This is a genomic window from Vicinamibacteria bacterium (assembly GCA_035570235.1).
GTDB lineage: Bacteria > Acidobacteriota > Vicinamibacteria > Fen-336 > Fen-336 > DATMML01.
Window position 1 is genome coordinate 1 of sequence record DATMML010000092.1, and the last position, 25311, is coordinate 25311.

At 68.4% G+C, this 25311-nt stretch carries 20 protein-coding genes and 1 other RNA gene; 8 read left to right on the forward strand and 13 right to left on the reverse strand.

Features of this window, described 5'->3' with window-relative positions:
• Positions 1–49: 49 nt before the first annotated feature.
• The 8 genes from asnS to VN461_17455 form a co-directional block, all read right to left on the reverse strand.
• Positions 50–1345 carry an asparagine--tRNA ligase gene (gene asnS, locus VN461_17420; GenBank protein ID HXB56556.1) on the reverse strand — a complete coding sequence of 432 codons (1296 nt, stop codon included), beginning with the start codon at positions 1343–1345 and terminating at the stop codon, positions 50–52.
• Positions 1346–2398 carry a phosphotransferase gene (locus tag VN461_17425; protein HXB56557.1) on the reverse strand — a complete coding sequence of 351 codons (1053 nt, stop codon included), beginning with the start codon at positions 2396–2398 and terminating at the stop codon, positions 1346–1348.
• Positions 2395–3354: an NDP-sugar synthase gene (locus VN461_17430; GenBank protein HXB56558.1), complete on the reverse strand. Its 960-nt coding sequence runs from the start codon at positions 3352–3354 to the stop codon at positions 2395–2397. Before VN461_17430 ends, VN461_17425 begins: the two co-directional genes overlap by 4 nt.
• Positions 3355–3445: 91 nt before the next feature.
• Positions 3446–3979, reverse strand: a complete 534-nt coding sequence (gene cyaB / locus VN461_17435; protein HXB56559.1) for a class IV adenylate cyclase — start codon at positions 3977–3979, stop codon at positions 3446–3448.
• A 90-nt stretch (positions 3980–4069) separates the two neighbouring features.
• Complete coding sequence (locus tag VN461_17440) at positions 4070–4564, reverse strand: peptidylprolyl isomerase (GenBank protein HXB56560.1); 495 nt, start codon at positions 4562–4564, stop codon at positions 4070–4072.
• 49 nt (positions 4565–4613) lie between these two features.
• Positions 4614–5957: a tetratricopeptide repeat protein gene (locus tag VN461_17445; protein ID HXB56561.1), complete on the reverse strand. Its 1344-nt coding sequence runs from the start codon at positions 5955–5957 to the stop codon at positions 4614–4616.
• Positions 5954–6640 carry a GerMN domain-containing protein gene (locus VN461_17450; GenBank protein ID HXB56562.1) on the reverse strand — a complete coding sequence of 229 codons (687 nt, stop codon included), beginning with the start codon at positions 6638–6640 and terminating at the stop codon, positions 5954–5956. Before VN461_17450 ends, VN461_17445 begins: the two co-directional genes overlap by 4 nt.
• A gap of 22 nt (positions 6641–6662) precedes the next feature.
• Positions 6663–8150: an N-acetylmuramoyl-L-alanine amidase gene (locus tag VN461_17455; protein HXB56563.1), complete on the reverse strand. Its 1488-nt coding sequence runs from the start codon at positions 8148–8150 to the stop codon at positions 6663–6665.
• 141 nt (positions 8151–8291) lie between these two features.
• On the opposite strand from VN461_17455, the gene VN461_17460 reads away from it, so the two are divergent.
• Together VN461_17460 and VN461_17465 are read left to right on the forward strand one after the other, a co-directional pair.
• Positions 8292–9947 carry a DUF1800 domain-containing protein gene (locus VN461_17460; protein HXB56564.1) on the forward strand — a complete coding sequence of 552 codons (1656 nt, stop codon included), beginning with the start codon at positions 8292–8294 and terminating at the stop codon, positions 9945–9947.
• Between the two features lie 2 nt (positions 9948–9949).
• Positions 9950–11200, forward strand: coding sequence for a DUF1501 domain-containing protein (locus tag VN461_17465; protein HXB56565.1), 1251 nt, complete (start codon positions 9950–9952; stop codon positions 11198–11200).
• Between the two features lie 76 nt (positions 11201–11276).
• Here the strand turns inward: VN461_17465 and VN461_17470 are convergent, their stop codons facing one another.
• Positions 11277–11933: a class I SAM-dependent methyltransferase gene (locus tag VN461_17470; protein ID HXB56566.1), complete on the reverse strand. Its 657-nt coding sequence runs from the start codon at positions 11931–11933 to the stop codon at positions 11277–11279.
• A gap of 228 nt (positions 11934–12161) precedes the next feature.
• On the opposite strand from VN461_17470, the gene VN461_17475 reads away from it, so the two are divergent.
• Together VN461_17475 and VN461_17480 are read left to right on the forward strand one after the other, a co-directional pair.
• A complete protein-coding gene (locus VN461_17475; GenBank protein HXB56567.1) occupies positions 12162–13817 on the forward strand; it encodes an amidase in 1656 nt (551 codons plus the stop codon).
• A 381-nt stretch (positions 13818–14198) separates the two neighbouring features.
• Positions 14199–16313 carry an EAL domain-containing protein gene (locus tag VN461_17480; protein HXB56568.1) on the forward strand — a complete coding sequence of 705 codons (2115 nt, stop codon included), beginning with the start codon at positions 14199–14201 and terminating at the stop codon, positions 16311–16313.
• Positions 16314–16362: 49 nt separating this feature from the next.
• Here the strand turns inward: VN461_17480 and VN461_17485 are convergent, their stop codons facing one another.
• Entirely contained in the window at positions 16363–17421 is a 1059-nt protein-coding gene (locus VN461_17485) for an endo-1,4-beta-xylanase (protein ID HXB56569.1), read from the reverse strand.
• A gap of 603 nt (positions 17422–18024) precedes the next feature.
• On the opposite strand from VN461_17485, the gene VN461_17490 reads away from it, so the two are divergent.
• Positions 18025–18453: a type II toxin-antitoxin system VapC family toxin gene (locus tag VN461_17490; GenBank protein HXB56570.1), complete on the forward strand. Its 429-nt coding sequence runs from the start codon at positions 18025–18027 to the stop codon at positions 18451–18453.
• A gap of 402 nt (positions 18454–18855) precedes the next feature.
• Here VN461_17490 and ssrA read toward each other — a convergent pair.
• From ssrA to VN461_17505, 3 genes are all read right to left on the reverse strand, one after another.
• Positions 18856–19214, reverse strand: a transfer-messenger RNA (tmRNA) gene (ssrA, locus tag VN461_17495).
• Positions 19215–19255: 41 nt separating this feature from the next.
• Complete coding sequence (locus VN461_17500; protein ID HXB56571.1) at positions 19256–20146, reverse strand: hypothetical protein; 891 nt, start codon at positions 20144–20146, stop codon at positions 19256–19258.
• 21 nt (positions 20147–20167) lie between these two features.
• Complete coding sequence (locus VN461_17505) at positions 20168–20899, reverse strand: endonuclease III domain-containing protein (protein ID HXB56572.1); 732 nt, start codon at positions 20897–20899, stop codon at positions 20168–20170.
• A gap of 135 nt (positions 20900–21034) precedes the next feature.
• On the opposite strand from VN461_17505, the gene VN461_17510 reads away from it, so the two are divergent.
• From VN461_17510 to rph, 3 genes are read left to right on the forward strand one after another with little or no spacing between them, the layout of a single operon-like run.
• Positions 21035–22279, forward strand: a complete 1245-nt coding sequence (locus VN461_17510; GenBank protein HXB56573.1) for a hypothetical protein — start codon at positions 21035–21037, stop codon at positions 22277–22279.
• A 21-nt stretch (positions 22280–22300) separates the two neighbouring features.
• Positions 22301–24502, forward strand: coding sequence for a transglycosylase SLT domain-containing protein (locus VN461_17515; GenBank protein ID HXB56574.1), 2202 nt, complete (start codon positions 22301–22303; stop codon positions 24500–24502).
• A complete protein-coding gene (gene rph / locus VN461_17520; protein ID HXB56575.1) occupies positions 24499–25302 on the forward strand; it encodes a ribonuclease PH in 804 nt (267 codons plus the stop codon). The genes VN461_17515 and rph overlap by 4 nt, the downstream gene beginning before the upstream one ends.
• Positions 25303–25311 lie beyond the last annotated feature (9 nt).

The window sequence follows — 25311 nt, forward strand, 5'->3', positions numbered from 1 at the left end:
TCCCCAGCCCAGAAGATGACGAGACGGAAAGAGCTTCGAGATCGAGCTCTTACGGATAGATCCGGTACAGCATCCGAGGAAAGGCTATGGTCTCCCGGAGATGCTCAAGGCCACAGAGCCAGGTGACCAGACGCTCTATACCCATTCCGAAACCGGCGTGGGGAACACTCCCGTACTTCCGGAGATCGAGATACCACCGCAGGGATTCCTCCGGCAGCTGATGCTCGTGGATGCGCTTCAGGAGCTGTTCTCCATCCGCTAGGCGCTCCCCTCCTCCCACGATCTCGCCGTAGCCTTCGGGGGCCAGCACATCGGCAGAGAGGCTGAGCTCCGGCCGGTCGGGGTCGGAGGCCATGTAGAAGGCCTTTATGGCCGCCGGGAAGCGGTGCACGACCACCGGCCGGTCGTGGGCCTCGGCAATGATGGTTTCATCGGTGCCCCCAAAATCGCTTCCCCAGGCGGTCGATGAGCCCTTGGCCTGGATTAACTTGATGGCGTCGTCGTAGTGGAGGCGGGGGAAGGGCGCCTTCACGTTCTGTAGCTTTCCGGGGTCCCGCTCCAGCGTCTTTAGTTCTTCCTGACGCGCATCCAGGACGCGGGCCACCACGTGGCAGATGAGATCCTCCGCGAGCCGGACCGCGTCCTCGAGGTGTGCGAAGGCTATCTCCGGCTCCACCATCCAGAACTCGGTGAGGTGCCGCCGGGTCTTGGACTTCTCGGCCCGGAAGGTGGGGCCGAAGCAGTAGACCTTGCCGTGGGCGGCCACGGTGGCCTCGCTGTAGAGCTGGCCGCTTTGGGTGAGGTAGGCGGTGCCCTCGTCGAAGTAGGGAACGGCGAAAAGCGTCGTCGTGCCCTCGCAGGCGGCGGGGGTGAATATGGGAGTGTCCACGAGCGTGTAGCCCTGGTCATCGAGGAAGTCGCGGGTGGCCTTGATCACCGTATGCCGAACGCGGAGGATGGCGTGCTGCCGCGGGGACCGGATCCACAGGTGCCGGTTCTCCATCAGGAACGCGGTGCCGTGCTCCTTGGGGGTGATCGGGTAGTCGTGGGTGGCGTGGAGCACGCTGAGATCGCTCACCTCCACCTCGAAGCCCCCGGGGGCGCGCTTGTCTTCCCTGACCTTGCCCCGGAGCTCCAGCGCGGACTCCTGGCCCGCCTTCTCCGCCGCTTCCCAGGCCGCTGGGGGCACCGCCGCCCGGGCCAGCACCGCCTGGGCAAAGCCGCTCCCGTCGCGGACGATCAGGAACTGCAACTTGCCGCTGGACCGCTTGTTGTGCAGCCAGCCCCGGACCTGTACCTCCTGGCCCACCTCCGCGCGGAAGTCAGCGATCCTCGTCCACCCCATCTAGGTGAGCTCCTCGAGGTGGCGGGCGAGAACGCGCCACAAGCCCTGAAGTTCCGGATGCCGCGAGAGGTTGCGGCGCGCGTGGGCCAAGGTCCCCGCGATGTAGGGCAGATAGACCGGGTTGCTGCGCATGGTGGCCATGAAGCCGAAGGTACCCAGTGCTTTCAGGTTCCTCTGCACGGACATGAGCTCGAAACGCCGGTGGAAGGCGTCCCGCGGCTCCTCTGGGGCCGTCATTTGCCGGAACTCCTCCGCCCGTTCCGCCACGAAGCCCTCATCGAGGTCCACGTAGGAGTCGCGGAGGAGTGAGGCCAGGTCGTAGCTCATGGGGCCCAGGCGCGCGTCCTGGAAGTCGATCCAGACCAAGGATCCCTGGTGGAGCATGAGGTTGCGGCTGTGGAAGTCGCGGTGGCAAAGAACTCGCGGCCAGGAGGCGATATCTTCGGCCAGGCGGTGGAAATGCTCGGCCAGGAGGGCTCGGTCCTCCACCGAGAGGTTCCGCTGACGGAAGCCTTCGAGAAAGTGCTTCAGGAAGTAGTGCAATTCCCAGGTCAACTTCTCAAGGTCGAAGGCGATCTGGAAGCAGGCCCCGCTCTTTGCGCCCCGCGCGGCCTCGCGTTGGAGGACGACCAGCCCCTCCACCGCCTGCCGGTAGAGCTCCTCCCGACGGGCGAGAGACGCGGTTTTCAGCACCTCCTGCAGGGTCAAGTCCCCCAGGTCTTCGAGGAGAAGAATCCCCCGCCTGCCGTCCTCATCCAGAATCTCGGGGACGGGGAGTCCAAAGTCGACCAGCAAGCGGTGGACGGCCACGAAGGTCGACTCCTCCGCCACGAAGGGCTCGGGATATAGCGCGAGGACCGTTGTACGCTCGCCCTCTCGTAAGCGGAAATAGCGGCGCGTGGAGGCGTCGCCGGAGAGCGGGACGACAACGACGCCGGCCGCGGAGGCTCCCATCCGGTCGGCCAGGAAGCCACGGATGAGGCGCATCGCCTCCTCCGGCTCCGAGCCGGCTTCCGCCCTTCCCGTCGTCGCCAACGCACCCCCTTCCGTCACGTCATCTCCCTCCGGAGCCGATCCACGGCCACCCGGTGCAGGATGCGCTCGCCTGCTGCCACCCGGACCCCCTCGGTCAGAATAGAGCCGCGCACCACCGCCCCAGGGCCCACGCGCGTGCCCTCCCAGAGAACGCTCCCGCTCAGGCTCGCACCCGGCTCCACTACCGACCGCGCCCCGACCACCGACGACGCCACCCGGGCCCGGACGCTCACCCGGGCCCGGGGGTGGATGAGCGACCCACCCCGGCCGCGGAGGAGGGCCAGCATTCGGAGCTGCGACGCAAGGTACAACGATGGGCGTCCGAGATCGTACCATGCGCCCCCCACGCGCACCCCGAGCACGCGGCCCCCTTCCGCCAGGAGCGGCGCGTACAGGTCGGGCACAATCTCGGACCGCCCCGGAGGCAGCCGGTCGAGGAGCCCGGCCTCGAGAACGTGGATGCCGGTGAAGAGCGACACCATCCCCCGGGCCGGCCGGGGGAGTCCGGCCACGGAGCGAACCCAGCCCCCCGGCCCCGTCACCACCGGGCCGTAGGTGCCCGGATCGGGGTTCCTTTTCAGAGCCAGGGTGGCCTGCGCCCCCGCCGCTCGGTGACGCCCGAGCAAGCGCGCGAGGTCGAAATCGAAGAGCACGTCCCCGTTCACGAGCAGAAAGGGCTCGTCCCCGAGGAGGTCACGGACCTTGCGGGGCCCCCCTCCCGTCCCCAGGATCCGTCGCTCGTGCGAGTAGCGGACGCGGAGGCCCAGCTGCCGGCCATCACCCACCGCGGCGACCACGCTTTCCGGCCGGTGGTGCAGGTTGACCAGGCACTCGGTCACGCCCTGGCGAGCCAGGAGCTCCAGAGTCCAATGCAGCAACGGGCGGTTAAGCACGGGAAGGACGGGCTTGGCGCGTCGCCGGGTGAGCGGGCGCATACGCAGGCCAAGACCGGCGGCCAGCACCACGGCCTTCATGCCGCAGGTCGGGGCGGTGCCGCCCGCGGAGCATCCGCGCGCGCACGAGCGACACGCGGGCGAGCGTGAATCCCCGGGCCCCGGGGTCCCGTCACTTGGAAAACACCATGTCCCCCCTTCCGCCTCCGGCGAAAAAGAGGCCCACATAGGAATCGGTGAGGTAGTCAGCGGGGCGGTAGCCGAGGCTGCCGGCCGCGGCCTGGATCCCCGCGACGTCGCCTTCGATCTCGAAGAACGTGCCGATGGGCGTCTCGTCGATCACGATTTCCTGGCCCCGCCAGGCATACGTCTCCCGGTATTTCTGATAGCGGAAGACAGACCGGAATCCCAGCCGCTCCAGGACTGCTTGCAAAGCATCGGCGTCCGCAACCGGGGCCTCGACTTCCTCGCGGCTCTTCAGCCCCTCCTCGAGGTAGCGCGGCCCCTTGAAGGTCAGAAAGCCGCCCGCGGGAGTGCGGCGCAAGCGCAGGACCGAGCCCGCCTCGCGCAGGGAGCCCCGGGCGTCGTCAAGAAGGAGGTTGTCCTCAAAGTGGCGCGGCCAGGCGAGCACCGCCCCCAAGCGAGCGACCGCCGCCCGGGCGACGTCGGCCCCGGCGACCCGGAGCTTGACCTCGATCTCCGTCATCCCCTTGGAACGCCTCCCGGACCGCCCGCCCGCGGCCGTCCACGCTGGAGGCGCGGTTCCGATCCCAGGGTGGAGTCGCGCGATCCGCGGTTATTCGATGATCCGGACCTGGATGTCGATCCGATCTTTCGGGTTGTCCCGCTGATCGCGGGGGGCGCTCACGATCTTGTCCGCCACGTCCAGCCCCCGCAACACCCGACCGAAGGCCGTGTACTGGCGGTCCAGAAAACCGGAGTCGGCCACGCAGATGAAGAACTGGCACCCCGCGCTGTCCGGGCTCTGGGCGCGGGCCATGGACACCACCCCACGCTTGTGCGCAGTGTCGTTGAACTCGGCCTTGATCGTATACCCAGGGCCGCCCGTGCCGTGGCGGTCGCGGGGCGCCTGATGGTCCTTGGTGTTCGGATCGCCCCCCTGGATCATGAAGCCGGGGATCACGCGGTGGAAAGTGGTGCCGTTGTAGAAGCCCTTGCGCGCGAGGTCCAAGAAGTTCTTCACGTGGCCGGGAGCCTTCTCGGGCAGGAATTCGAGTTCGATCTCCCCGAATTTGGTTTCGATGATGGCGCGCGAGACGGCTTGGGCCATGGTGCCTCCTAATGAAAGGCCCGACTCTATCTGACGGCCGGCGGGAATGCTACTTCGAGCCCACCTTCTCCAGAGCACGGTCCACGGCTTCCTGGAACCGGCTATCCCCCGTGCGCAGGAGAAGCCGGCGGGCCTCCTCGCGACGGCCGAGGGCGGCCAGGCAGAGCGCGCGGTCCAGACGAGCCTCGGGAGGCAGCAGCCATCCGTCTCCCTTGGCCTCCAGGGCCTCGAAGAGGCGAAGGGCCTCGCCCGGATGTCCGGCGCGGAAGGCGTTGACGGCGGCCAGGAACCCCTCGGGAGCGGGCTCGTCCTCGCCGGGGGCCAGACCCTCGGCCAGGAGGCCAGGGGCGGGGGCCGCCGGTCGCCGCACGACCGGCCGATGGTTCCAGGTCGGACGCGGCACCGTCTCCCGGACATCGACCTTCTCGAACACGGTCAGCACCGAGGCGAGCACAGATCCGGGCGGAGGCTTCAGAGCCGCACCCGCCCAGCCCCCCCGGGCCACCACCAGGGTCGAGCGGGCGGTCAGACGCAAGGCCGCGGCCACGCCCCGCCCCAGCACGAGGGGCCAGTTATAGCGGTAGAGGGCGAGGACCTGGCGCAAGGCCTGATCCTGGTCGGGCTGCTCGGGAATCGCGAGAACCCGCACCTCAGGGCGGACGGAGCGCTTCAGCACCTCCAGGTCCGCCGAGCAGTTGCGGCAGTACGGCTCCGCCACGTAAAGCACGTTGCGCTCCACCTCCTCGAGATGGAACACGGGGAGCGTGGAGAGGCGCGTCCCCTCGGGCAGGGGGAAGGGCCCATCCCGATACTCGACCGAGCCCGGCGAGAGGGCGAGCAGGCGCCACCGGTCGAGCTCCACCTGTGCGCTGGGCAAGCCGGCCAGATCCACCGCCTGTTCGAGAAGCTTAAGGGCCGCCCCAGGCAAACCGGCCCCCGCGGCCCCCGTCTTCTCGAGGGCTTCGAGGGCCGCCGAGCCCTGGCCGAGGCCGATAAGGGCCCGGGCGAGCGCAAACACGCGCTCCGGCTGGGGGTCCAAGAGAGAGGCGCGCCGCCGGTAGCGAAGCGCGGCGGCATTCTGCCCCTGGGCGGCCAGACAGATTCCGACCCCCTCGTAGAGCTTGGCCCGGTGCCGGCGATACTCGTCACGCGCGGCCACGTAGGCGTCTTCCACCACTTCTCCCTTGCGGCCGGCCTTCACGAAAGAGGTGGGCTCGAAATCGGCGCCCAGGACGAGCGCCCTCCGGGCCTGGGCGAGGGCAGCCTCGGGCCGGGCGGCGGCGAAGCCCGCCGCCTCCTCGGCCAGGCGCTCGGCCTCGGCCAGGGGGCTGGGGGTGGGGGTCGCGCCGCAGAGGCCAAGCGCGATGGCGGCGATGCCCAGGCCCCCCCTCATGAACGAACCCCCGCCGCGACGTGGGGGGCCGCCGCCGGCGAAGCCGCAGACGACGGAGACGGTGATGAGGGGAGGGCCACGAAGGTCATGTCGGGCGGCAGCGGTCGCGACAGATCCACGTGCCCGGCCAAGGTGGGCACCGGCCGGTCATCCACGAGGATCTGCACGCGCTTGATGGCGGGAAAGTTCGCGGTGATGGAGTTGACCACGGCGTAGACGGTCAGCAGCTCGGCCCGGGAGCCTCCCTGGAGCCCCGCCGAGACTTCCTTGGACAGATTCACGTAGGCCACGCCGCGGGCGGAGACGAAGACCTCGAGAACCTTGACTTGCGGGGCCAGCGGGGGAAGCAGGCCCGTGGAGGAGCCGTGGATGAGCTCTTCCACCACCGACCGGATCTGGCCGGAAAGGTCGCTCGAGAACGGCACCGAGCGCTCCTCGGGGACGAGCCCGAATCGATCCCCGGCTTCGAAGTAGATGCGGACGCTGATGCGCCGCTGGGCCTCTACCTCCGGGGGGCGGGGCGCGGCGGGCGTGAGCGGGGTCGCCGCCGGCGACTCCTCTTCCACCAACGCGGTCAGAGGCTGGCGCAGAAGGCGAGCCCAGCGGGGAGCGGTCAGCGGCACCAGCGCCATCAAGGCGAGGAGTCCAGCCGCGGTCAGGAGGTTCGCCCGCCGGGGAGTCATGGGTGCGGCCTCGCCGTTCTCGCTACTGGCCGGCTCGGGCCGAAGGCCGGGAGAAGGTGGTCCGGGCCGTGCGCTCCTGCTCGTAGCGGGCCACGCCCCGCATCAGCGCCCCCGCCACCTTGCTCTGGTAGGTCTCGGAGCCCAGCAGCTTCTCCTCTTCGGGGTTGCTGATGAACGCCACCTCCACGAGGACGGCGGGCATGGCGGCCCCCACCAGGACCCGGAAGGGGGCCTGCTTCACCCCCCGACCCTGGCTCCCCGTCACCACCGCCAGCTCCTCCTGTATGCGCGAGGCGAGGGTCGACGACTCCTCCAGGTGCTCGGCCTGGGCCATGTCCCAGAGGATCAGGGCCAGGTCCGATCCGGGGGGAGCCCCCGAAGCGGGCACCGCCTCCCCCTCCGTGCGGGCCATGCGACGGCCCTCCTCGTCGCTCGCCTGATACGAGAGGAAATAGACCTCGCTGCCGTTCGCCCCGTGGCTGTGGCTGGCGTTGGCATGGATGGAAACGAACAGGTCGGCCTTGTAGTTGTTGGCGATGGCGGTCCGCTCGTCGAGCCCCAACTCCTCGTCCTTTTCCCGGGTGAGGAAAACTTGAAGCCCGAGGTTGTTCACGATCTGCGCGCGCAGCTTGCGCGCCAGAGCCAGGGTGACGTCCTTCTCCAAGGTCCCCCCCGGTCCCTGGGCCCCGACCTCCTGTCCACCGTGCCCGGCGTCGATGACCACGGTGCGGACGGTGGTGGGCTCGGGAGTGGGGGTGGGTCGGGGCGCGGGGGCGGAGGCGGAGGCGCGGGGTGCGGGAAGGGGCGGGCCCTCGAACTCGAGGACCAGCCGAACCGGGGACTCCTGTTCCGCGGCCTTCAGGTGCTGGAAGCGGCGGCCCAGCGTGACCGCGAAGAGGTTCTCCCGGCCCCCCACGAACTGGACGAGGTCCACGATCCCGCCCGTGAGGCGCTGCTGCTGGAAGCCCACGTCCACGAGGTCGCGGGAGATCCCCACCGTCACTCGTCCTTCCTCCTGGAGGACGCGAAAGGGGACCTTCTCGCTCGCCTCCAAAACCACCCGGGCCACGTCCCCGGAGACGAAGGTGCTGACCCCGATGTGGGGGATGCTCACGTTTCCGAGGACGAGGACGCGCGAGGCCGGGCGCCACTCCGCGCGCCGGCCGAGGAGGGGACCGAGCAGGCGCGGGATGGAGTCCACGGGCACCAGCCACTTCCCTTCCTCGAGCACCACCGCCGCCGAGAGCAGCCGCAGGTCCCCGTCCACGGAGGCCAGGCTCTTCTTGTTATAAAGGCTCACCTCGTGCTTCTGGAAGCTGAGGGTGACGGCCCCGCCCGCGGGATCGCTCTGCACGGAGATGCCCAGGCCGACGAGCACCTGGTCGAGAGGCAGCAGTTCCACGTCCCCCCGGGCCACGGCCAGAATTTCCCGTCTTTGGCCTTCGGTGAGGACGACGATGGGTCCCGGGCCGGCGGCCAGGTTGGGGGACGCTAGGGCGATCAGTACCACGGCCCGCAGCCACGTCTTCAGGATGGAAGAACCTCCCTTAACCGACGCGAGGTAACATCTTGCATTCTAAGGAAAAATGCACAGCCACGCAAGGCCGGGGTGGGGTTCAACCCCCCCCTCTCCGGCCGGGTCCAATAGAGAGTGAAGAGGAAGAGTGGCCAGCTGACCCTTCGAGGCGCGGCAAGCCTGATCCTGAGCCTCACCTTTTTGAGCCCGGGTGGCCTCCACGCCGCGCCTACGGATGAGGCCGCCCTCGTCCATGTCCTGAACAGGCTGGGTTACGGACCCCGGCCGCGTGATCTCGAGACGCTCAGGGTCGTGGGCGTCAAGAGATGGATCGAGGACCAGCTGCGCCCCGATGGCGTTCCCGACCGCGCGATGGCCGCCCGCCTGGCGCCCCTCAAGACGGTCGGCCTCTCCACAAAGGAGCTCCTCAAGGGCTACGAGATCCCGCCCGAGGCCCGGCAGGCGGCGGCGAAGGCCCGGGCGGAGCTGGAGAAGGCCGGCGAGGAGGAGCAGAAGCAGGCACGTCGTGACCTCATGAAGAAGTACGCTCCACAGATGGAGGGCAGTCCCCGCCAGGTGCTGGATGAGCTACAGGAGGCCAAGGTCCTCCGCGCGCTCTACAGCGAGCGACAGCTCGATGAAGTCCTGGTCGATTTCTGGATGAACCACTTCAACGTCTTCGCGCAGAAGGGCCCCGAGCGCTTCCTGATCGGGGAGTACGAGCGGGACGTCATCCGGCCGCGGGCCTGGGGCCGCTTCGAGGACCTGCTCCTGGCCACCGCCGAGAGCCCGGCCATGCTCTTCTATCTCGACAACTGGCTCTCCGCCGACCCCAACGCGCCCCCGCCCGGACGGGCTCGCGGACGCTACCTCCGGCCCGGCGGCTTCGGCGGGCCCGCGCAGCCGGGGCAGCGCCCCAAGCGGGGCCTCAACGAGAACTACGCCCGCGAGATCATGGAACTGCACACGCTGGGCGTGGACGGGGGCTATACCCAGAAGGACGTGACGGAGGTCGCCCGCTGCTTCACGGGCTGGACGATCCGCGGCCTCCGCCAGCAGAACCCCGAGTTCACCTTTGATGACCGCATTCACGACCACGGCGAGAAGCTCGTGCTCGGACAGAGGATCTTCGGGGGCGGCGGTCAGGAGGAGGCCCGCAGGGTCATCCACATCCTCGCCACTCACCCCTCCACGGCAACGTTCATCTCCACGAAGCTCTGCCGTCGGTTCGTGGCCGACGATCCGCCGGCCGCCCTGGTGGACCGGGCCGCCGCGACCTTCCGGCAGACCGACGGCAACATCCGCGAGGTGGTGCGGACCATCGTGACCTCCCCCGAGTTCTTGGCTCCGGAGGCCCGGGCGGCCAAAATCAAGACCCCCCTGGAGTTCGTGGTGAGCGCGGCGCGGGTGGCGGGGGCGCGGGTCGAGGACGCTACCGAGCTGGCCCGACGCATCGCGGCCATGGGCATGCCCCTCTACATGCAAGCGCCCCCCACCGGCTACAAGGACACCGCCGAGGCCTGGGTCTCCACGAGCGGACTCGTGGCGCGGCTGAATTTCGCCCTCGACCTCGCGGGAGGCCGCATCCGGGGGGTCACGGTGGATGCCGCGGGCCTGGCTCCCGCAGGGCCGGACGAAAAGGCCCTGGCCGACTCCATGGCCGCACGACTCGTCCCCGCCGGCCTCTCCGAGGCCACGCGCAAGGCCGTGGAGGGCGAGGCGGGGCTCGGGCTTGACCCCGCCCGCGTGGCCGGGCTCGTCCTGGGCAGCCCAGAGTTCCAGAGGAGATAGGCATGCTCACGCGACGGGTCTTCCTCAAGTCTTCGGGCCTGGCCCTGGTTTCTTTCGGTGCGGTCCCGCACGTTCTGCTGCGCTCGGTCCAGGCCGCGCAAGGAGCGAAACAGAAGAAGACGCTGGTCGTTGTCTTCCAGCGCGGAGCCTGCGACGGGCTCAATACCGTGATTCCCTACGGCGAGCACGCATACCGCGTGCTGCGGCCCACTATCGCCGTCCCCCCGCCGAAAGCCGGGGGGACGGATGCGGCCCTGGATCTGGACGGCTTCTTCGGCCTCCACCCCGCGCTCGAGCCGCTGATGCCGCTGTGGCGGAGGGGCGACCTGGCCGCGGTCCAGGCCATCGGTAGCCCCGACGGCACCCGGTCTCATTTCGACGCTCAGGACTTCATGGAGTCCGGCACCCCGGGCCGCAAGGCCACCGAGGATGGCTGGATGAACCGTTGCCTCCAGGCCACCCCCGACCCTGAGTCGACACCTCTGCGCGCCATCGCCCTCACCCCCACCTTGCCCCGCTCGCTCGCGGGCAAATACCCGGCCGTGGCCCTGGCCAACATCCGGGACTTCGGCCTGAGGCCCGCCGCGGGCCCCGCGGTGGGAAGGGGATTCGAGGAAATGTACGCGGGCGCCGTCCACGATACTCTGCACGGAACCGGCCAGGAGGCCTTCGAGGCCATCCAGTTCCTCAAGAAAACGGACGCCGCAAAGTACCAGCCGGCGGAAGGGGTCCAATACCCGCGCGGGCCTTACGGTGACAGCCTCCGGCAAATCGCCCAGCTCCTGAAGGCGGATGTCGGCGTGGAGATGGCCTTCACGGAGGTGGGCGGCTGGGACCACCATGCGGCCGAGGGAGGGGTCCAGGGCCAGCTCGCCAACCGCTTGCGCGACTTCGGCTCCGCGTTGGCCGCGCTCCACCAGGACTTGGGCGACCGCATGCAGGACGTGGTGGTCGTGACCATGACGGAGTTCGGGCGAACCGTCCGCGAGAACGGCAACCGCGGGACCGACCACGGCCACGCTAGCGTGTCGTTCGTGATGGGGGGGCGCGTCCGGGGCGGGAAGGTCCACGGGCGCTGGCCGGGACTCTCCCCGGACCGACTCTACGAGGGCCGCGACCTGGCTATCACCACGGACTTCCGAGACCTTCTGGGCGAGGTCCTGACCCGCCATCTGGGGGCCAGGAGCTTGGCCTCCGTGTTCCCGGGCCGCAGCGGAAGCCCCGCGCGCTTCCCGGGCGTCATGAAGGCCTAGGCGCCAGGCGGGTCGCGTTCTCCCGACCCTTGGTCGAAGCCCCAGGTCAGTGCGGTCCCTGGGCTCGGCCGAGCCCTTAGTCCAGCTTCTGAACGAGGGTCAGGCCGTCGGCCACGGGAATCATCACGGACCGCACGCGGATATCGGAGGCCACGAAGTCGTTGAAGGCCCGTATGGCGCGGGTGTCCTCATCCTGGGCGTCCGGCCGGACGACCTCGCCGCTCCAGAGGACGTTGTCGACGGCGATGAGCCCGCGCGGTCGCAAGCGACGCAGGCTCTCCTCGTAGTACGTGAGGTAGCTCGTCTTGTCCGCGTCGATGAAGACGAAGTCGAAGGGCGGCTCCAGGGGAAGGGATCGTAGGGTCTCCGCAGCCGGCCCCAGGCGCAGCTCGATCCGCTCACTGAGGCCGGCGCGGGCCCAATATCGGCGCGCGATCGCGGTCCATTCCTCGCTCACGTCGCAGGCCAGCAGCCGACCCTCCGGGCCCAGGCCGCGGGCGATACAGAGCGAACTGTACCCGGTGAAGGTGCCCACCTCGAGGGCCCGACGCGCGCCTATGGCCGCGACCAGCACCGTCAGCAGCGTGCCCTGATCGGCCGCGATCTGCATGCGGGCTCGGGAGCCCAAGGCGGCGGTGTCCGCGCGCAGCTCCCGGAGAAGGCCGTCGTCCGGCGTGCGGTGGGCGAGCACGTAGGCGTAAAGGCGGTCGTCCAGGGATATGAACTTCGTCATGGGCGGTGCGGGCCGCTCACGATTGGACACCCCCCGACCACCCGCCGTCAACGGGTGCTCCCGCGGTATGATTCCGGCAAGGGAGATCAAAGCCGAAAAGCCCGGCCGGAAGGGTCAATCGAGTCCCGACGGCGGGAGCACCCTGTCGCGTCCACCCCGGGGCGGCGTGAGAGCCCGGACTTCAATTCAGGCCACGATCGACAGGCGGAAGCCATCGAGGAGAAGCTCATGAGCGGGAATCAAGCGGGCGGCGAGGAAGCGCGAACCCTGGGTCGGAGGACCTTCTTACGCTACGGCGCCTTGGGGGGCGTGGCGGCGGCGGTGACGGGCTCGGCCCGTTCAGGCTCCGGGGAGCCGGCTCCCCCCCCCGCGGAACCCGCCCCCTTCGAGCTGGAGGAGGCTACCATCGCCACGCTCCAGGAACGGATGCAGTCGGGTGCCCTCACCGCCCGCGCTCTCACCGAGGCGTACCTTGCGCGCATCGAAGGGCTGGACCGCCAAGGCCCTGCCCTGCGTTCCGTCCTGGAGACAAACCCCGATGCCCTCGCCATCGCGGCCGCCTTGGATGAGGAGCGGAAGGCGAAGGGTGCCCGCGGCCCCCTGCACGGCATCCCCGTCCTCCTGAAAGACAACATTGGTACCGGGGACCGGATGATGACCACGGCCGGATCCTTGGCCCTCGCCGGTAGTTACTCGGCCGAGGACTCCTTCCTGGCGAAGCGACTGCGCGAGGCGGGCGCCGTTCTCCTCGGAAAAGCCAACCTTTCCGAGTGGGCGAACTTCCGATCGTCCCACTCCAGCAGCGGCTGGAGTGGCCGCGGGGGCCAGTGTCGGAACCCCTACGCTCTCGACCGCAACCCCTGCGGCTCCAGTTCCGGCTCGGGAGCGGCGGTATCGGCAAACCTTTGCGCGCTGGCGGTGGGGAGCGAGACGGACGGCTCCATCGTCTGCCCCTCCTCGGCCAACGGGATCGTGGGCATCAAGCCCACGCTCGGGCTGGTGAGCCGCGCGGGCATGATCCCGCTCGCCCACAGCCAGGACACCGCGGGCCCCATGTGCCGCACGGTGGCGGATGCGGCGGCGCTCCTCGGCGTCCTGGCCGGGGTGGATCCCCGCGACACCGCCACCGCGAAGAGCCGCGGCCACGCCGCCCCTGACTACACGAAGTTCCTGGACCCCGAGGGGCTGCGGGGCGCGCGCATCGGCGTCGCCCGGAAGATGTTCGGCTTCAACGAGGCCGTGGACCGCCTCCTAGAGGACGCGCTGGCGGAGATGAAACGCGGCGGCGCCGTGCTGGTGGATCCCGCCGACCTCCCGTCCAGCAGCCAGCTCGAGGAGGCCGAACTCGAAGTGCTGCTTTACGAGTTCAAGGCCGATCTCAACTCCTATCTGGCGGGCCTCGGCCCACGCATCGCCGTCCGAACCCTCGCCGACATCATCGCCTACAACGATAGCCACCGTTCGGACGAGTTGCCGTACTTCGGCCAGGATCTCCTCGTGAAAGCGGAGGCGAAGGGACCTTTGACCACGCCCGCGTACCTCAAGGCCCTGGAAAAGAGCAAGCGACTCGCCGGCAAGGATGGCCTGGACGCCACGATCCGGCGGCACGGGCTGGACGCGATCGTGGCCCCCACGGGGGGACCGGCCTGGGTGATCGACCTCGTGAACGGTGACCACTTTTCCGGAGGCAGCTCCACCCATCCCGCGGTCGCCGGCTACCCGAACATCAGCGTGCCCGCCGGTTTCATCTCCGGCTTGCCGGTCGGGATCTCGTTCATGGGACAGGCCTGGAGCGAGCCGACGCTGCTGAAACTGGCCTCCTCTTTCGAGCACGCCACGAAGCACCGGCGGCCGCCCCGTTTCCGCCCCCACGCGGAGGTCTAGCTTTCCTCTAGCGCCAACGCATCGCTCGATCGTCGTGTCCTTTCTGAGCCCGGAGGCGTTTGTGCTCCTTGTTTGGACCCGTTCCGGCGGCCGCCCGTGCGATGCTCGCAAAACGGACTCTACCGGGGCAAGGGTTGGTGGGGCCCGTACGCCTTCTTTGGGTGTCGGGGCGTGCTCACGGGTCTCCTGTGCCCGAGATCAACTCCCGAGGGGGGAAGCCTGAATTGATTGGCTTAGGTCCTCGCCAAATTGCGGCCGATCTCAGACTTGTGAGGACCGAACTGCCGAGACGGTGCTTTCGGCGTGAGAGTATCGTATACTCTGTTGTCGAAAAACGTATCAGTTAAATAGGACTGCGGCACCCGGGGGCGTGTCACTGTGATGGGAAAGCCACTGCGGGTCCTCATCGTGGACGATGCCGAGCCGGACGCGCTCCGTATCGTAGCGCTCCTCCGCGGCGGTGGCTACGAGCCCGCGTTTGCGCGGGTGGAGACGGCGCCCGGGCTCCTTGCCGCCCTGCCCCGCGAAGACTGGGACGTGCTGGTCACGGACCACGAGCTCCCCCAGTTCGGAGCGCTCGAGGTTCTGGAGATCCTCCACGCCCAGGAGCGCGACCTGCCCGTGATCGTGGTCGCCGGCTCGGTGAGCGACGAAGAGCTGGTCGCGGTGATGCGCGCGGGGGCCCAGGACTGCCTTGTCAAGGGCAACCTGGGTCGGCTCTGCGTGGCCGTGGACCGGAGCCTGCGCGACGCCGAGGAGCGACGGGCCCGCCGAGAGTCCGACCGCCGGCGGAGCGAAGCCGAGGAGCGGTACCGCACTCTGGTCGAGGAGATTCCTGCCCTCACCTACATTGCCTGGGCGGACGACAAAGGCAGCACCATGTACGTGAGTCCCCAGATCAAAGCCATGATCGGGATCTCCCCCGCCGAATGGCTGGCGGAGCCTGAATCCTGGTCGAAGCACCTTCACCCTGATGACCGAGACCGAGTGCTGGTCGAGTACCGGCAGGCCTGGTCCACAAACAAGCCCTTTCTGGCCGAGTACCGGGTCCTCGACCCCGACGGCCACGTGGTTTGGTGGCGGGATGAAGGCCGCTTGATCCCCGCCAGCAACGGCCGGCCCCAGTTCGTGCGCGGCTTCATCCTCGACATCACGGAGCGGAAGCAGGCGGAAGAGACGATCCGTCACATGACCTACCACGACCAGCTCACGGGCCTGCCCAACGGGGCGCTCCTCCACGAGCGCCTGCGGCTAGCCATCCTGGACGCTCGGCGCGAGCGGCAGCCGTTGGCCCTGCTCCTCATGAACGTGGACCGCTTCCGCGAGATCAACCACACTCTCGGGCACCAAAACGGGGACCGCGTCCTCCTCGAGCTGGCGGAGCGGCTGGGGGACGTGTTGGGCGAGCCGGACCGGGTGGCACGCCTGCGGGGGGATGAATTTGCCCTCCTCCTCCCGGGAGCGGACGCGAACCTGGCCCGGCAGGTGGCGGCGAAGGTCTTGAAAGCCTTGGAGCAGCCGTTCGTGGTGGAGCGACTGCCGATCGAGATCGGAGCCAGCGTGGGGATCAGCGTGCAGCCCGACCACGGCGACGAGGCCGAAATCCTCCTGCAGAGGGCGGACATGGCCATGCAGGCGGCGAAGCGCTTGACCGGTGGCTGCGTGGTGTACTCGCCAGAATGCGACCCCTACGACCCGCGGCGCCTCGCTCTGCTCGGCGAGCTGCGACGCGCCATCGAAGCCGACCAGCTCGTGCTGCACTACCAGCCCAAGGTGGACCTGAAGACGCGAGCGGTGGTCGGGGCGGAGGCGCTCGTGCGCTGGCGGCATCCCAAGAGGGGCATGGTCCCCCCCGACCAGTTCATCCCCCTCGCCGAGCAGGGCGGCCTCATCAAGCCCCTCACGCGCTGGGTCCTGGACCACGCCCTCAGCCAGTGCGAGGCCTGGACCCGCGAGCGCCCCAGAATCCCGGTGGCCGTCAACCTCTCGGCCCGCAACCTGCACGATCCCCAGCTCGTGGAGCAGGTCGCGGGCCTCCTGGCCTCGCGGGGCGTGGCGCCCGAACTCCTGCAGCTGGAGCTGACGGAGAGCGCGGTCATGACCGATCCGGTGCGGGCGGGGGAGATCCTGAGCGTCCTGGAGTCGAGCGGGGTGGGAATCTCCATCGACGACTTCGGGACCGGTTACACTTCTCTCGCCTATTTGCGCCGCCTGCCCGTCTCCGAGCTCAAGATCGACAAGTCGTTCGTCATGGGCATGGCCCGCGGAGATGAAGACACCGCGATCGTCCGCTCCACCAACGACCTCGGCCACAACCTCGGCCTGAGCGTGGTGGCGGAGGGCGTCGAGGATGAGTCCACCCTCAACCTCCTGGGCTCCTTCGGCTGTGACGCGGCCCAGGGCTTCTACATGGGCCGGCCCATGCCGCCCGATGATCTCGCCCGGTGGCTCCGGGAGTCGCCCTGGGGTGGACACCCGGGCAACAACCGCACCTGATCTTCGAGTCGCCGAGAAGCCCCCCCCACCGACAGAACGGAGGGTCGGCTCAACGCCCTAGGAAGGCGTCCTCAACGCCAAAGAAAGCCGGTTTGGCCCGGTAGCCCTCATCGAAGAGGAGGGGGTTATCGGCGCCGAAGAAAGCGTCGATCCACGAGTGCTTGTCGCTGAAGCCCCAGAAGGTGACCGCGTGGCAGCGGGCCTCAGCCGCGCAGACGGCCACAATGTCATGGAACACGTGCTTTTGGAGGTCGAGCCGCTGGGCGGTGCTTCCGGGGGCAGTCCGGATCCTGACGTCCATCTCGCTGATATTGACCAGGAGTCCGAGAGCGGCGAGCCGCTGCATGTTGGCGGCGATGTCGGCGGGCTGGGGATACGAAGTCGCGTCGACGTGCATTTGCATCCCCACACCGTCGATGGGCACGCCCCCCTGCTTGAGACCCTGGACGAGTTCATAGACGCGGTCCGACTTGAGCCCTTTCCCCTCGGCGTCATACTCGTTGTAGAAGAGAAGCGCGCCCGGGTCCGCTTCGCGGGCCGTGCGGAAGGCGGCCGCGATGTAGTCGGGACCGAGTCCTCGGGAGAAGACCGTATCCCGCAGCCCGGAGCCGTCGGTGGCGATCGCCTCGTTCACGACGTCCCAGGCGGCCACATGGCCTCGATAGTGGCTTGCGACGGTGCGGATGTGGTTGGCCATGGCGTCCCGAAGCTCAGGGGGCGACAGGGTGCCGACCCATGGCGGCGTGGCGCCGTGCCACACCAGGGCGTGGCCCTTAACCCTCATGCCGTTCGCCTCGGCAAAGGCCACGATGGCGTCACCTCCCGAGAAGTCGAAAACGCCCTGCTCCCGCTGGATTGGGTCCCACTTCATCTCGTATTCGGCGGTCAGATAGCTGAAGTGCCGGCTGAGGGTCGCGACGTAGTCGGGCTCCGAGGCAAGGTAACCCGACTGGACGGCCGCACCCACCCACTTTCCTGCCCCGGTTGCAGCGTCGCGGAGCGGACCGACGCTGGCGGCTGGGGGCCCGGACGTCGGCATCGGAGTCGACGCGACGCCGTCACCGCCCCCGCCGCAGGCGGCGAGGGCGGTGACGAGCGCAAGAAGCATTCCCAACCGCGCTCCCCTCACGTTAAGGCTCATCGCTACCTTGGTCCGGAGCATCGGTCCTCGGGGGAACTCTCCTCCGTCCGGTTGGGATCCGCAAGGGCGCCATTCGCTATTCCTGCGCGACGCACTGAGCGGTTCCGAATCCGCTAAGTGATTTATTCTATTGTGATTAATGTGGTGGAGGCGGCGGGAGTCGTGTTCTTGTGTATTGTTGAGCCCACGTAAGTTACGGCAGCGCAAGAAACGCCAGAAACGCTACACCCTATAAAAAACCCTATAAGACACACGTATCACACACGCGGCTCGCCACAGGTAGACGACCTCCAATTTTATTGGTATTATCAAAATGGTTGGAGGGTATTACAGGATGCGCACGATAACGCTAAAAGTCCCGGCCGGCTTAGCCGCACGAGTCACTGCCGCGGTCCGAAGACGCGGCGTGAGTACCTCAGCTCTCGTGCGCGAGGCGCTCGAGGACACGCTCGAGCGCGAGCTGGGCTCCCGAGCCAGCTCCTGCCTTGAGTTGACGCGGGATCTTCGAGGGTCCCTCACGGGTCCACCGGACCTTTCATCGAACCCGTCACGCCTCAGGGGCTATGGCCGTTGAGGACGGTCATTATTGACACGGGACCCCTTGTCGCCTTCCTCAACCGCCGAGATCGCCACCACATCTGGGCCGCGGAGCAGTTCGGGGCCCTCGCACCGCCGCTGCTCACCTGCGAGGCTGTCCTCTCGGAAGCGGCCTACCTAGTGCGCGGCCTGGCCGGAGGGCCCGACGCAATCCTGGAATTCGTCGCCCGCGGCGTCGTCAAGCCGACCTTCCGGCTCCAGGAGGAAGTATCCTCGGTGAAGGCGCTTATGAGACGGTATGCGAGGGATCTTGCGGATGCATGCCTCGTGCGGATGTCTGAGATGCACTCGGACTGCGTCGTGCTAACGATCGACAGTGAGTTTCGCGACGTGTACCGTCGTCATGGCCGCCAGGTGATCCCGACGCTCCTGCCACCGTACGCGAAGCGTCGGCGACGCTAACCCCCGCACTCCCCCCGCCCATCAGGGCTGTACGCAGCACCCGGTTACTCTCTGGGCCGCGCCGCTCATCACTGTCCGGCCTCGCCAACCTAGTTCGAGGAGCTGGCGCGCCAGGACGATTCCTTCGCGGCTTTGTCCCATCGTTCACATCGGAGCGCTTGACCGAACGCGACGCCCGGCAGCCGGTTGCGACTGAGCAGAGGCTGCCCAAGGCTATTGGACCTGACTCGGCGTCGGTTCGTGGTAGCTTGGCCTCCTGACTCGCCCACATGACGGGCGCTACGGCCCGGAGGGCCGGAAGTAAAGCACGTGGAGCGTCGAGACCCCCGCCGACGTTTGGCGGACGCCGACACGCACAGTGGTTCTGAATCCGGTAAGTGATTGAGTCTATTGCGATTAGTATGGTGGAGGCGGCGGGAGTCGAACCCGCGTCCGGAAGCGCGCCTGCGAGAGACTCTACAGGTTTAGTCCGACCTCGAGTTTCGCCTCGGCGTGAAGGCCGGACGCAACCGCCTTCGGCTAGTCCGATTGATCTCGCCTTTGGCCCCCGGACCGAGGGCTCGAGGCCAGCCCACTTTTATGACGCTCTTTCCAAAGCCCGTGGGCGGGGCCCTGGGAGAGCGGGTTGCCTAGGGTTTAGTTAGGCAGCCAATGCCAAGTTATCGTTGGCAGTTGTGTCTTTCCACCGGATTTACGAGCCGGTAGCACGCTCGACCTGCATCTCTCGGGGTCACCGTTCCCGTCGAAACCGTGACGCCCCCCTCCATGTCTCGCATCTTGTAGTCTAACACGGGCCGGGCGGCTATGGAGAAGGGACGTGTAAGCCTAGCTCCTTCACATACTTCTCTCCGCCGGGGCCGTTGAGCTTCCAATAGGCGAGCCGCGTCGAACCCAGCAGCACCGCTTCCTCGCCGTTGGGCCCCGTCTGCCGAACCAGCCGGTAGGGTGGCTGGGCCTCGAACGCGAAGGTCAACTTCGCACCCCCCTCGACCTCGATCGTCCAAGCCGTGACCGGCAGACGGCCGGCGGGGACGCTCACGGCCGAAACCGCGGCCGCACGGCTGATCGTAGCCCGACCCCAAACGAGCGGACGATGCTCCAAACGCGCGTGAAAAAGGCTGCGCAGGAACGGCACAGTGCGGGTCTCCCCCGGGTTCAGGTAGGGGCCCTCCCAGCCCCGGAGGAGGATGGGGAGCGCATCTTCGAATACGCCGCCCGCGGGCAGGGGCAGATCGTCCACTCCATCCGCCTCGCCGTCGAAATAGCTGTGAAAAGTGCCTGCGACCTTACCGCCGCGGGGCAGGAGCTGGTGGTAAGTGTGGCCGCACCATTCCTGGCTCGACAAGCTCACCTTCGCCACCGGCCAGGCCGGGGCCACGCGGGCAAAGGTGGATGTCATGACCTTGTAGTCGTAGATCCCGGTTTGAAAGTGTCGGATCGCGTTCAGTTTCATCACCGGATAGACATCCGAGGCCGGATGCCGGCCGGGGTCCGCCTTTACCCTAGCCGTGTCGCTGAAGTCCTCGGTCACGTAGATCAGGATGGCGGTGCCGGCGCGGGGGGCCCCATACCTCGGCTGGGTGAGGCGATAGCCGTTCAGTTCGGCCCGACCGTCGCCCCAATGGGCCCAAAAGTCCTGGGCGGCGGCGGGGGCGGCCAGGGCCAGTGCGATGACTCCGATCGAGACGCGCATGAGCACGCTCCTCCGCGTCCATCATATAGTCGAGCCTCGCGGGGCGGCGGGGGGTTTCCCCTCGCCGCGCAGTCCACGCTTAGGGCACAGGTCGTCGAGCGGGCACTCCCTGCAGCGGGGACGGGGGCGGCATAAGTCCTTGGCCAAGCGCACGATCTGCGCGTGGTAGTCGTTGAAGAGCGCTGCGTCCTGGGGCATCCGCTCCATGAAGACGCGTTGGATGTCGTCGTAAGCCTCGTCGCCACGGAGGAAACCCAGGCGCCTGAAGACCCGACGGGTGTAAGCGTCCACGACGAAGAGGGGCCGGCCCGCGGCGTAGAGCACGATCGAATCCGCCGTCTCGCGGCCAATGCCATGAACAGCGAGGAGCTTGCCGCGGAGCTCAACGGGTTCCATGTCCTTCATGGCCTCCACCGACCCCCCGAACTCCGAGCCCAGAAAGGCGAGGAAGGCAGCGATGCGGCGAGCCTTGACATTGAAGGTGCCTGACGAGCGAATGAGGACGGCCAGGCGCGAAACGGGGAGAGATCGAAGCCGGGGATAGGAGAGCCGGCCCTGGGCGCGCATCACCGCTAGCGCCTTCTCGGCGTTGCCCCAGGACGTGTTCTGGGTGAGGATCGCGCCCAGGCAGATCTCGAAGGGCGTCTCTCCCGGCCACCATCCGGCGGGTCCGAAGCGGGCGGCTAGACGCTCATAGACTTGGAGAAGCGATTGGCTGGTTATCTGCTTCCTCTGCCGACGTTTCTGCGGCACACTAGAGGAGACGATAGCTCCAACGGGGACTCTACCGTGAGCCACTGTTGACAGGCGCGCTTCACGTGCCGGATAATGAATTAACGTCTAAGTCAACGTAAAGTCGGTGATTATCGGCGATACGCCGAGGTGGAGATGAGCCTAGAAGACGCCCTTAAGGCAAAGACCCTCGCGCTCATCAGCCAACAGATGGCCAACTGGGTCGTCGAGATCCAGCGCTTCATCGGCGAACACCAGGCAAACTTGGTCCGCTCGCTGGATGAGCTGCAAGAGATGGCGGCCCGTTACGACGAGAAGATCAACGAGGAAGAGATCGGGGCCGCCATGGCCGAGGTCGTCGCCGCCCAGCCCCCGGCCGCCGCCCCCGCTGGACCGAACTACGCCAACCTTCGGGCCTCCCTCCTGGAAATCGAAAAAGGCGCGAACCTCTCCGAGGTGCTGACCTATCTCGTGAACGAGGCCGGGCAGTACGTGGATCGCGCGGCCATGTTCATCGTCAAGGGTCAGAGCGCGATCGGGTGGTATGCGCGCGGCGCACAGCCCCCCGAGGTCATCAAGTCCATCAACGTGCCCCTGAACGCGGACACCGTCTTCCGCCTCGTCCACAACTCACGCCACGCCTTGCGCGGTCACATCACCCAGTCACCGGGCACCTCCCAGGCCCTGGCCCGGCTGGCCGGCGACCCCCAGGGGATTCTGGCCGTCCCCCTGATCCTGCGCGAGAAGCTGGCCGCCATCCTCTATTGCGACTCCTACCAGGAGGAGATCCCGGCGGCGGACGCCGACCTGATCGAGATCCTGGTCTCCTTCGCGGGGAAGAATATCGACCTGCTCTCCGGCGCGCCCAAGCCCGCGACGGGCACGGCCACGACCGGCTCCAGCACGGACCGCGCGGCCGCGCTTCGGGCCGCGGGCGAGGAGGCCCGCGAGCGGGCGCCAGTGCCCCGGGCGGCTGCTCCGCCCCCTGCCCCTCCCGCCGCCGAGGGCGAGGGAACTTCGACCGTGATGTTCAGCGCTCAGAGCTTCGCGGCCATGAAACAGCAGGCCGCCGCGCCCGCCCGGCCCGCCGCCGCGCCCGCGCCTCGCCCGGCCGGACCGGCCGCGCGCCCGGTGTCGCCGGATGACCAGAAAGCCCACGAGGACGCCAAGCGCTTCGCCCGCCTCGTGGTCAGCGAGATCAAGCTTTACAACGAGTCGAAGGTGAACGAGGGGCGGCGCCACAAGGACATCTACGAGCGGCTCAAGGAGGACATCGAGCGCGGGCGACAGATGTACTCCGACCGGGTCGCGACGCACGTCCGTGAGTCGACGAACTATTTCTACGAAGAGCTGGTCCGCATCCTGGCCGGGGGCGACGCAGCCGCCCTTGGTCCCATGTAGCATCCCCCCCCGGCAACCAAAGTGAGCGCCCCGCTCCTCGGGCTCCTGGCCATCCTCGCCGCCGTTCCCGACGTGCCGGCCCCAAACCCGCCCTCCAACTACTGGATCGAGGCGAAGCCGGAAGGGCCGGCCGAGGCTGCCCTTCGCGACGCCCTTGCCCGGGGCGGCTTCGGAGGCCCGGCGGCGGCGGTCGATGCCCTGAGGCAGGTCTCAGCCAGCTACCCGGGGACGGCGGTCTCGGGACTGGCCCAGCTCGCCGCGGGCCTGGCCCTGCTCGAGGGACCGCGGCCCCGGGAGGCCATCCCCTTCTTGACCCACCCCGATGTCCAGCACACCCTTCTCCCCGATCACGCGCTCTTCGCCCTCGGACGGGCCCAGGAAGCCGCCGATCAGCCAACCGAGGCCGCCCAGTCGTATCTGGCCGCCGCCCATGAGGGGCCCAAGACTGCTGTCGCCTGCGCGGCCCTGCTCCGGGCCGCGGACGCTCTCGCGAAGTCGCGCCGGCTCGACCAAGCCGCGGACACTCTCGACCACGCCCTCGTCGCCTGCCCCGACCAGGAGCCGCACGTGATGGAGCGTCTGGGCGAGATCCAGGAAGAGCGCGGGGCCCGCAAGGCGGCGGCCGAAGCCTACGACCGGCTGGACAACGACTACCCGGCCTCGACCCCCGCCCACGACACCGCCCCGCGCCTGCGGGCCTTGGCCTCCGTCTTGCCCGCTCCCGCTCCCGAGCGCCTGGGGCGCGAACTGAGGAAAGCCTGGGCTCTCTCCGAGGCCGGCCGGAATTGGGAGGCGGTCGGTGTCCTCCGGGCGGCCCAGGCCCTAAAGCCCAGCGGCGACGACAGCGAGCTCCTCCACGTCCGTCTGGGCCTGGCCCTCCTGGCTCTCGGACGCTACCGCGAAGCGGAGGCCTCGCTGGCCGGGGTCGGCCCGAAGTCCCCGTACGCAGCGGAGGCGGCCTTCGATTTGGCGAGGCTCAGCGCCCGGGCGGGACCGGCTCTCGATGTCTACGAGTCCGTGGCCGAGCGCTTCCCGGATACGCCCTGGGCGGAGGAGGCTTTGCTCGCGCTCGCTAACCACTACCAGCGGGACGCACGCGACGAGGAGGCGCTGCCTTTCTACCGGCGCCTGCTCGCGGAATACCCCGGGGGCCGCTATGTCGAGCGCGCCACCTGGAGGACGGCGTGGGCCGACTATCGGGCTGGTCGGTACGAGCAGGCCGCCCAGGCCCTGGAGCGTACGGCCCGTCTGCGCCCGCCCGGCACCCCTACCCCCGGCTTCCTCTACTGGGCCGGCCGGTCGCGGGCGGCGCTTGGCCAGACCGAGCGCGCGCGCCTGCTCTTCGAGGAGACGGTCCAGCGCTACAAGTATGCCTACCACGGCATCCGGGCTCGGGAGTGGCTGGCCCGGCTGCCCCCGGCTACCGCCTCCCTCCCCTCCCCGGTCCTGGCCGCGGACGCTCCCGAACCCGGCGAGGGCCTTGGCGAACCCGCGGCCACCCGCGTGCATCAGCTGCTGCTGATCGACCGGCTGGACGAGGCGGAAGAGGAGCTACACGCGCTCCCCTTCTCGCCCAGGGCGGAGGGCACGATCGCTTGGATTGAATGGAGGTGCGGCCGCCTGCGTCCCGCCATCACGGCCATGAAGAGAGCCTGTCCGGAGTGGGTGGGTGAGGCCGGGGACCGCCTACCTCCCGAGGTCTGGCGCATCCTCTTCCCGCTGGGGTTCGGGGACACTCTTCGGGCCAAGGCCGCGGAGGAGGGGCTGGATCCCGCCCTTATGGCCGCCCTCATCCTGCAGGAGTCCACGTTCGACGCCCAAGCCCTGAGCCGCGCGGGGGCGCGTGGCCTCATGCAAGTGATCCCCGCCACCGGCCGCAAGCTGGCCCGGGACCTGGGCGTGCGCTTTCGGAGCGCCGCCCTCCAAAACCCGAAAACGAGTATGGACTTCGGGGCCCGCTACCTCCGGCAGATGATGGACCGCTACGACGGCCAGACGGAGCGCGTGCTGGCCGCCTACAACGCGGGACCACACCGGGTGGACGCCTGGACGGCCTCCCGTCCCGACATGTCGGCGGAGGAGTTCGTGGAGAGCATCCCCTTCACTGAGACGCGTTACTATGTCATGAGCATACTGGCGGCACGGGAGCACTACCGGCGCCTTTACGGACTGGAGATACCCACCCACACCAGCAGCACGGTGGCGGGGGGTGCCCGCCCATGAGTTTTCGCATCGGAGACTTCAAGGAGCAGATCGACCCCGGTATCTTGAAACGCGAGGGGGCGGGCCGCCGCGGCAACGGGCGGGGCCTGGATCAGTTGCGCCCAGTGACCATCACCCCGCGCTTCCTGAAGCACGCCGAGGGCTCCGCCCTCATCGAGGTTGGTGATACCAAGGTGGTATGCACGGTGAGCGTGGAGGACCGGGTCCCGCCCTTCCTAAAAGGCAAGGGCGAGGGCTGGATCACCTCCGAGTACGGCATGCTCCCCCGCGCCACCACCAGCCGCGTCCAGCGGGAGTCCGGCAAGGGCGGGCCCTCCGGCCGCACCCACGAAATCCAGCGCCTCATCGGGCGGTCCCTGCGGGCGGTGGTCGACCTGAAGGCCCTGGGTGAGCGAACCCTCTGGGTGGACTGCGACGTCATTCAGGCCGACGGCGGGACCCGCACCGCCTCCATCACGGGGGCTTTCGTGGCCCTGGTGGAGGCCCTCCGTCACCTGAAGAGGCAAGGCTCCATCCTGGAGCTGCCCGTGACCGACTTCGTGGCCGCCACCTCCGTGGGCAAGGTGGGCAGCGAGATCTTGCTCGACCTCGCCTACGAGGAGGACTCGGTCGCGCAAGTGGACATGAACGTCGTGAAGACGGGACGAGGTCGGTTCGTCGAGGTGCAGGGCACGGCCGAGGACACGCCCTTCACCGACGAGGAGCTGCGTGATCTTCTCGCCGCCGCCGACAAGGGCATCAAGGAGCTGATCGCCCTTCAGAAGAAGATCCTCGGTGAGGTCGAGCTGAAGAAGGCGTAGCCGCGGCTT

What these genes read in the sequence shown, in the direction of transcription:
- VN461_17470 (HXB56566.1), bottom strand. Translation starts at nt 11,933, where the DNA reads ATGACGAAGTTCATATCCCTGGACGACCGCCTTTACGCCTACGTGCTC.
- VN461_17450 (HXB56562.1), bottom strand. Translation starts at nt 6,640, where the DNA reads ATGACTCCCCGGCGGGCGAACCTCCTGACCGCGGCTGGACTCCTCGCC.
- VN461_17510 (HXB56573.1), top strand. Translation starts at nt 21,035, where the DNA reads ATGAGCCTAGAAGACGCCCTTAAGGCAAAGACCCTCGCGCTCATCAGC.
- cyaB (HXB56559.1), bottom strand. Translation starts at nt 3,979, where the DNA reads ATGACGGAGATCGAGGTCAAGCTCCGGGTCGCCGGGGCCGACGTCGCC.
- VN461_17445 (HXB56561.1), bottom strand. Translation starts at nt 5,957, where the DNA reads ATGAGGGGGGGCCTGGGCATCGCCGCCATCGCGCTTGGCCTCTGCGGC.
- VN461_17430 (HXB56558.1), bottom strand. Translation starts at nt 3,354, where the DNA reads ATGAAGGCCGTGGTGCTGGCCGCCGGTCTTGGCCTGCGTATGCGCCCG.
- VN461_17440 (HXB56560.1), bottom strand. Translation starts at nt 4,564, where the DNA reads ATGGCCCAAGCCGTCTCGCGCGCCATCATCGAAACCAAATTCGGGGAG.
- rph (HXB56575.1), top strand. Translation starts at nt 24,499, where the DNA reads ATGAGTTTTCGCATCGGAGACTTCAAGGAGCAGATCGACCCCGGTATC.
- VN461_17485 (HXB56569.1), bottom strand. Translation starts at nt 17,421, where the DNA reads ATGCTTCTTGCGCTCGTCACCGCCCTCGCCGCCTGCGGCGGGGGCGGT.
- asnS (HXB56556.1), bottom strand. Translation starts at nt 1,345, where the DNA reads ATGGGGTGGACGAGGATCGCTGACTTCCGCGCGGAGGTGGGCCAGGAG.
- VN461_17480 (HXB56568.1), top strand. Translation starts at nt 14,199, where the DNA reads ATGGGAAAGCCACTGCGGGTCCTCATCGTGGACGATGCCGAGCCGGAC.
- VN461_17475 (HXB56567.1), top strand. Translation starts at nt 12,162, where the DNA reads ATGAGCGGGAATCAAGCGGGCGGCGAGGAAGCGCGAACCCTGGGTCGG.
- VN461_17465 (HXB56565.1), top strand. Translation starts at nt 9,950, where the DNA reads ATGCTCACGCGACGGGTCTTCCTCAAGTCTTCGGGCCTGGCCCTGGTT.
- VN461_17500 (HXB56571.1), bottom strand. Translation starts at nt 20,146, where the DNA reads ATGCGCGTCTCGATCGGAGTCATCGCACTGGCCCTGGCCGCCCCCGCC.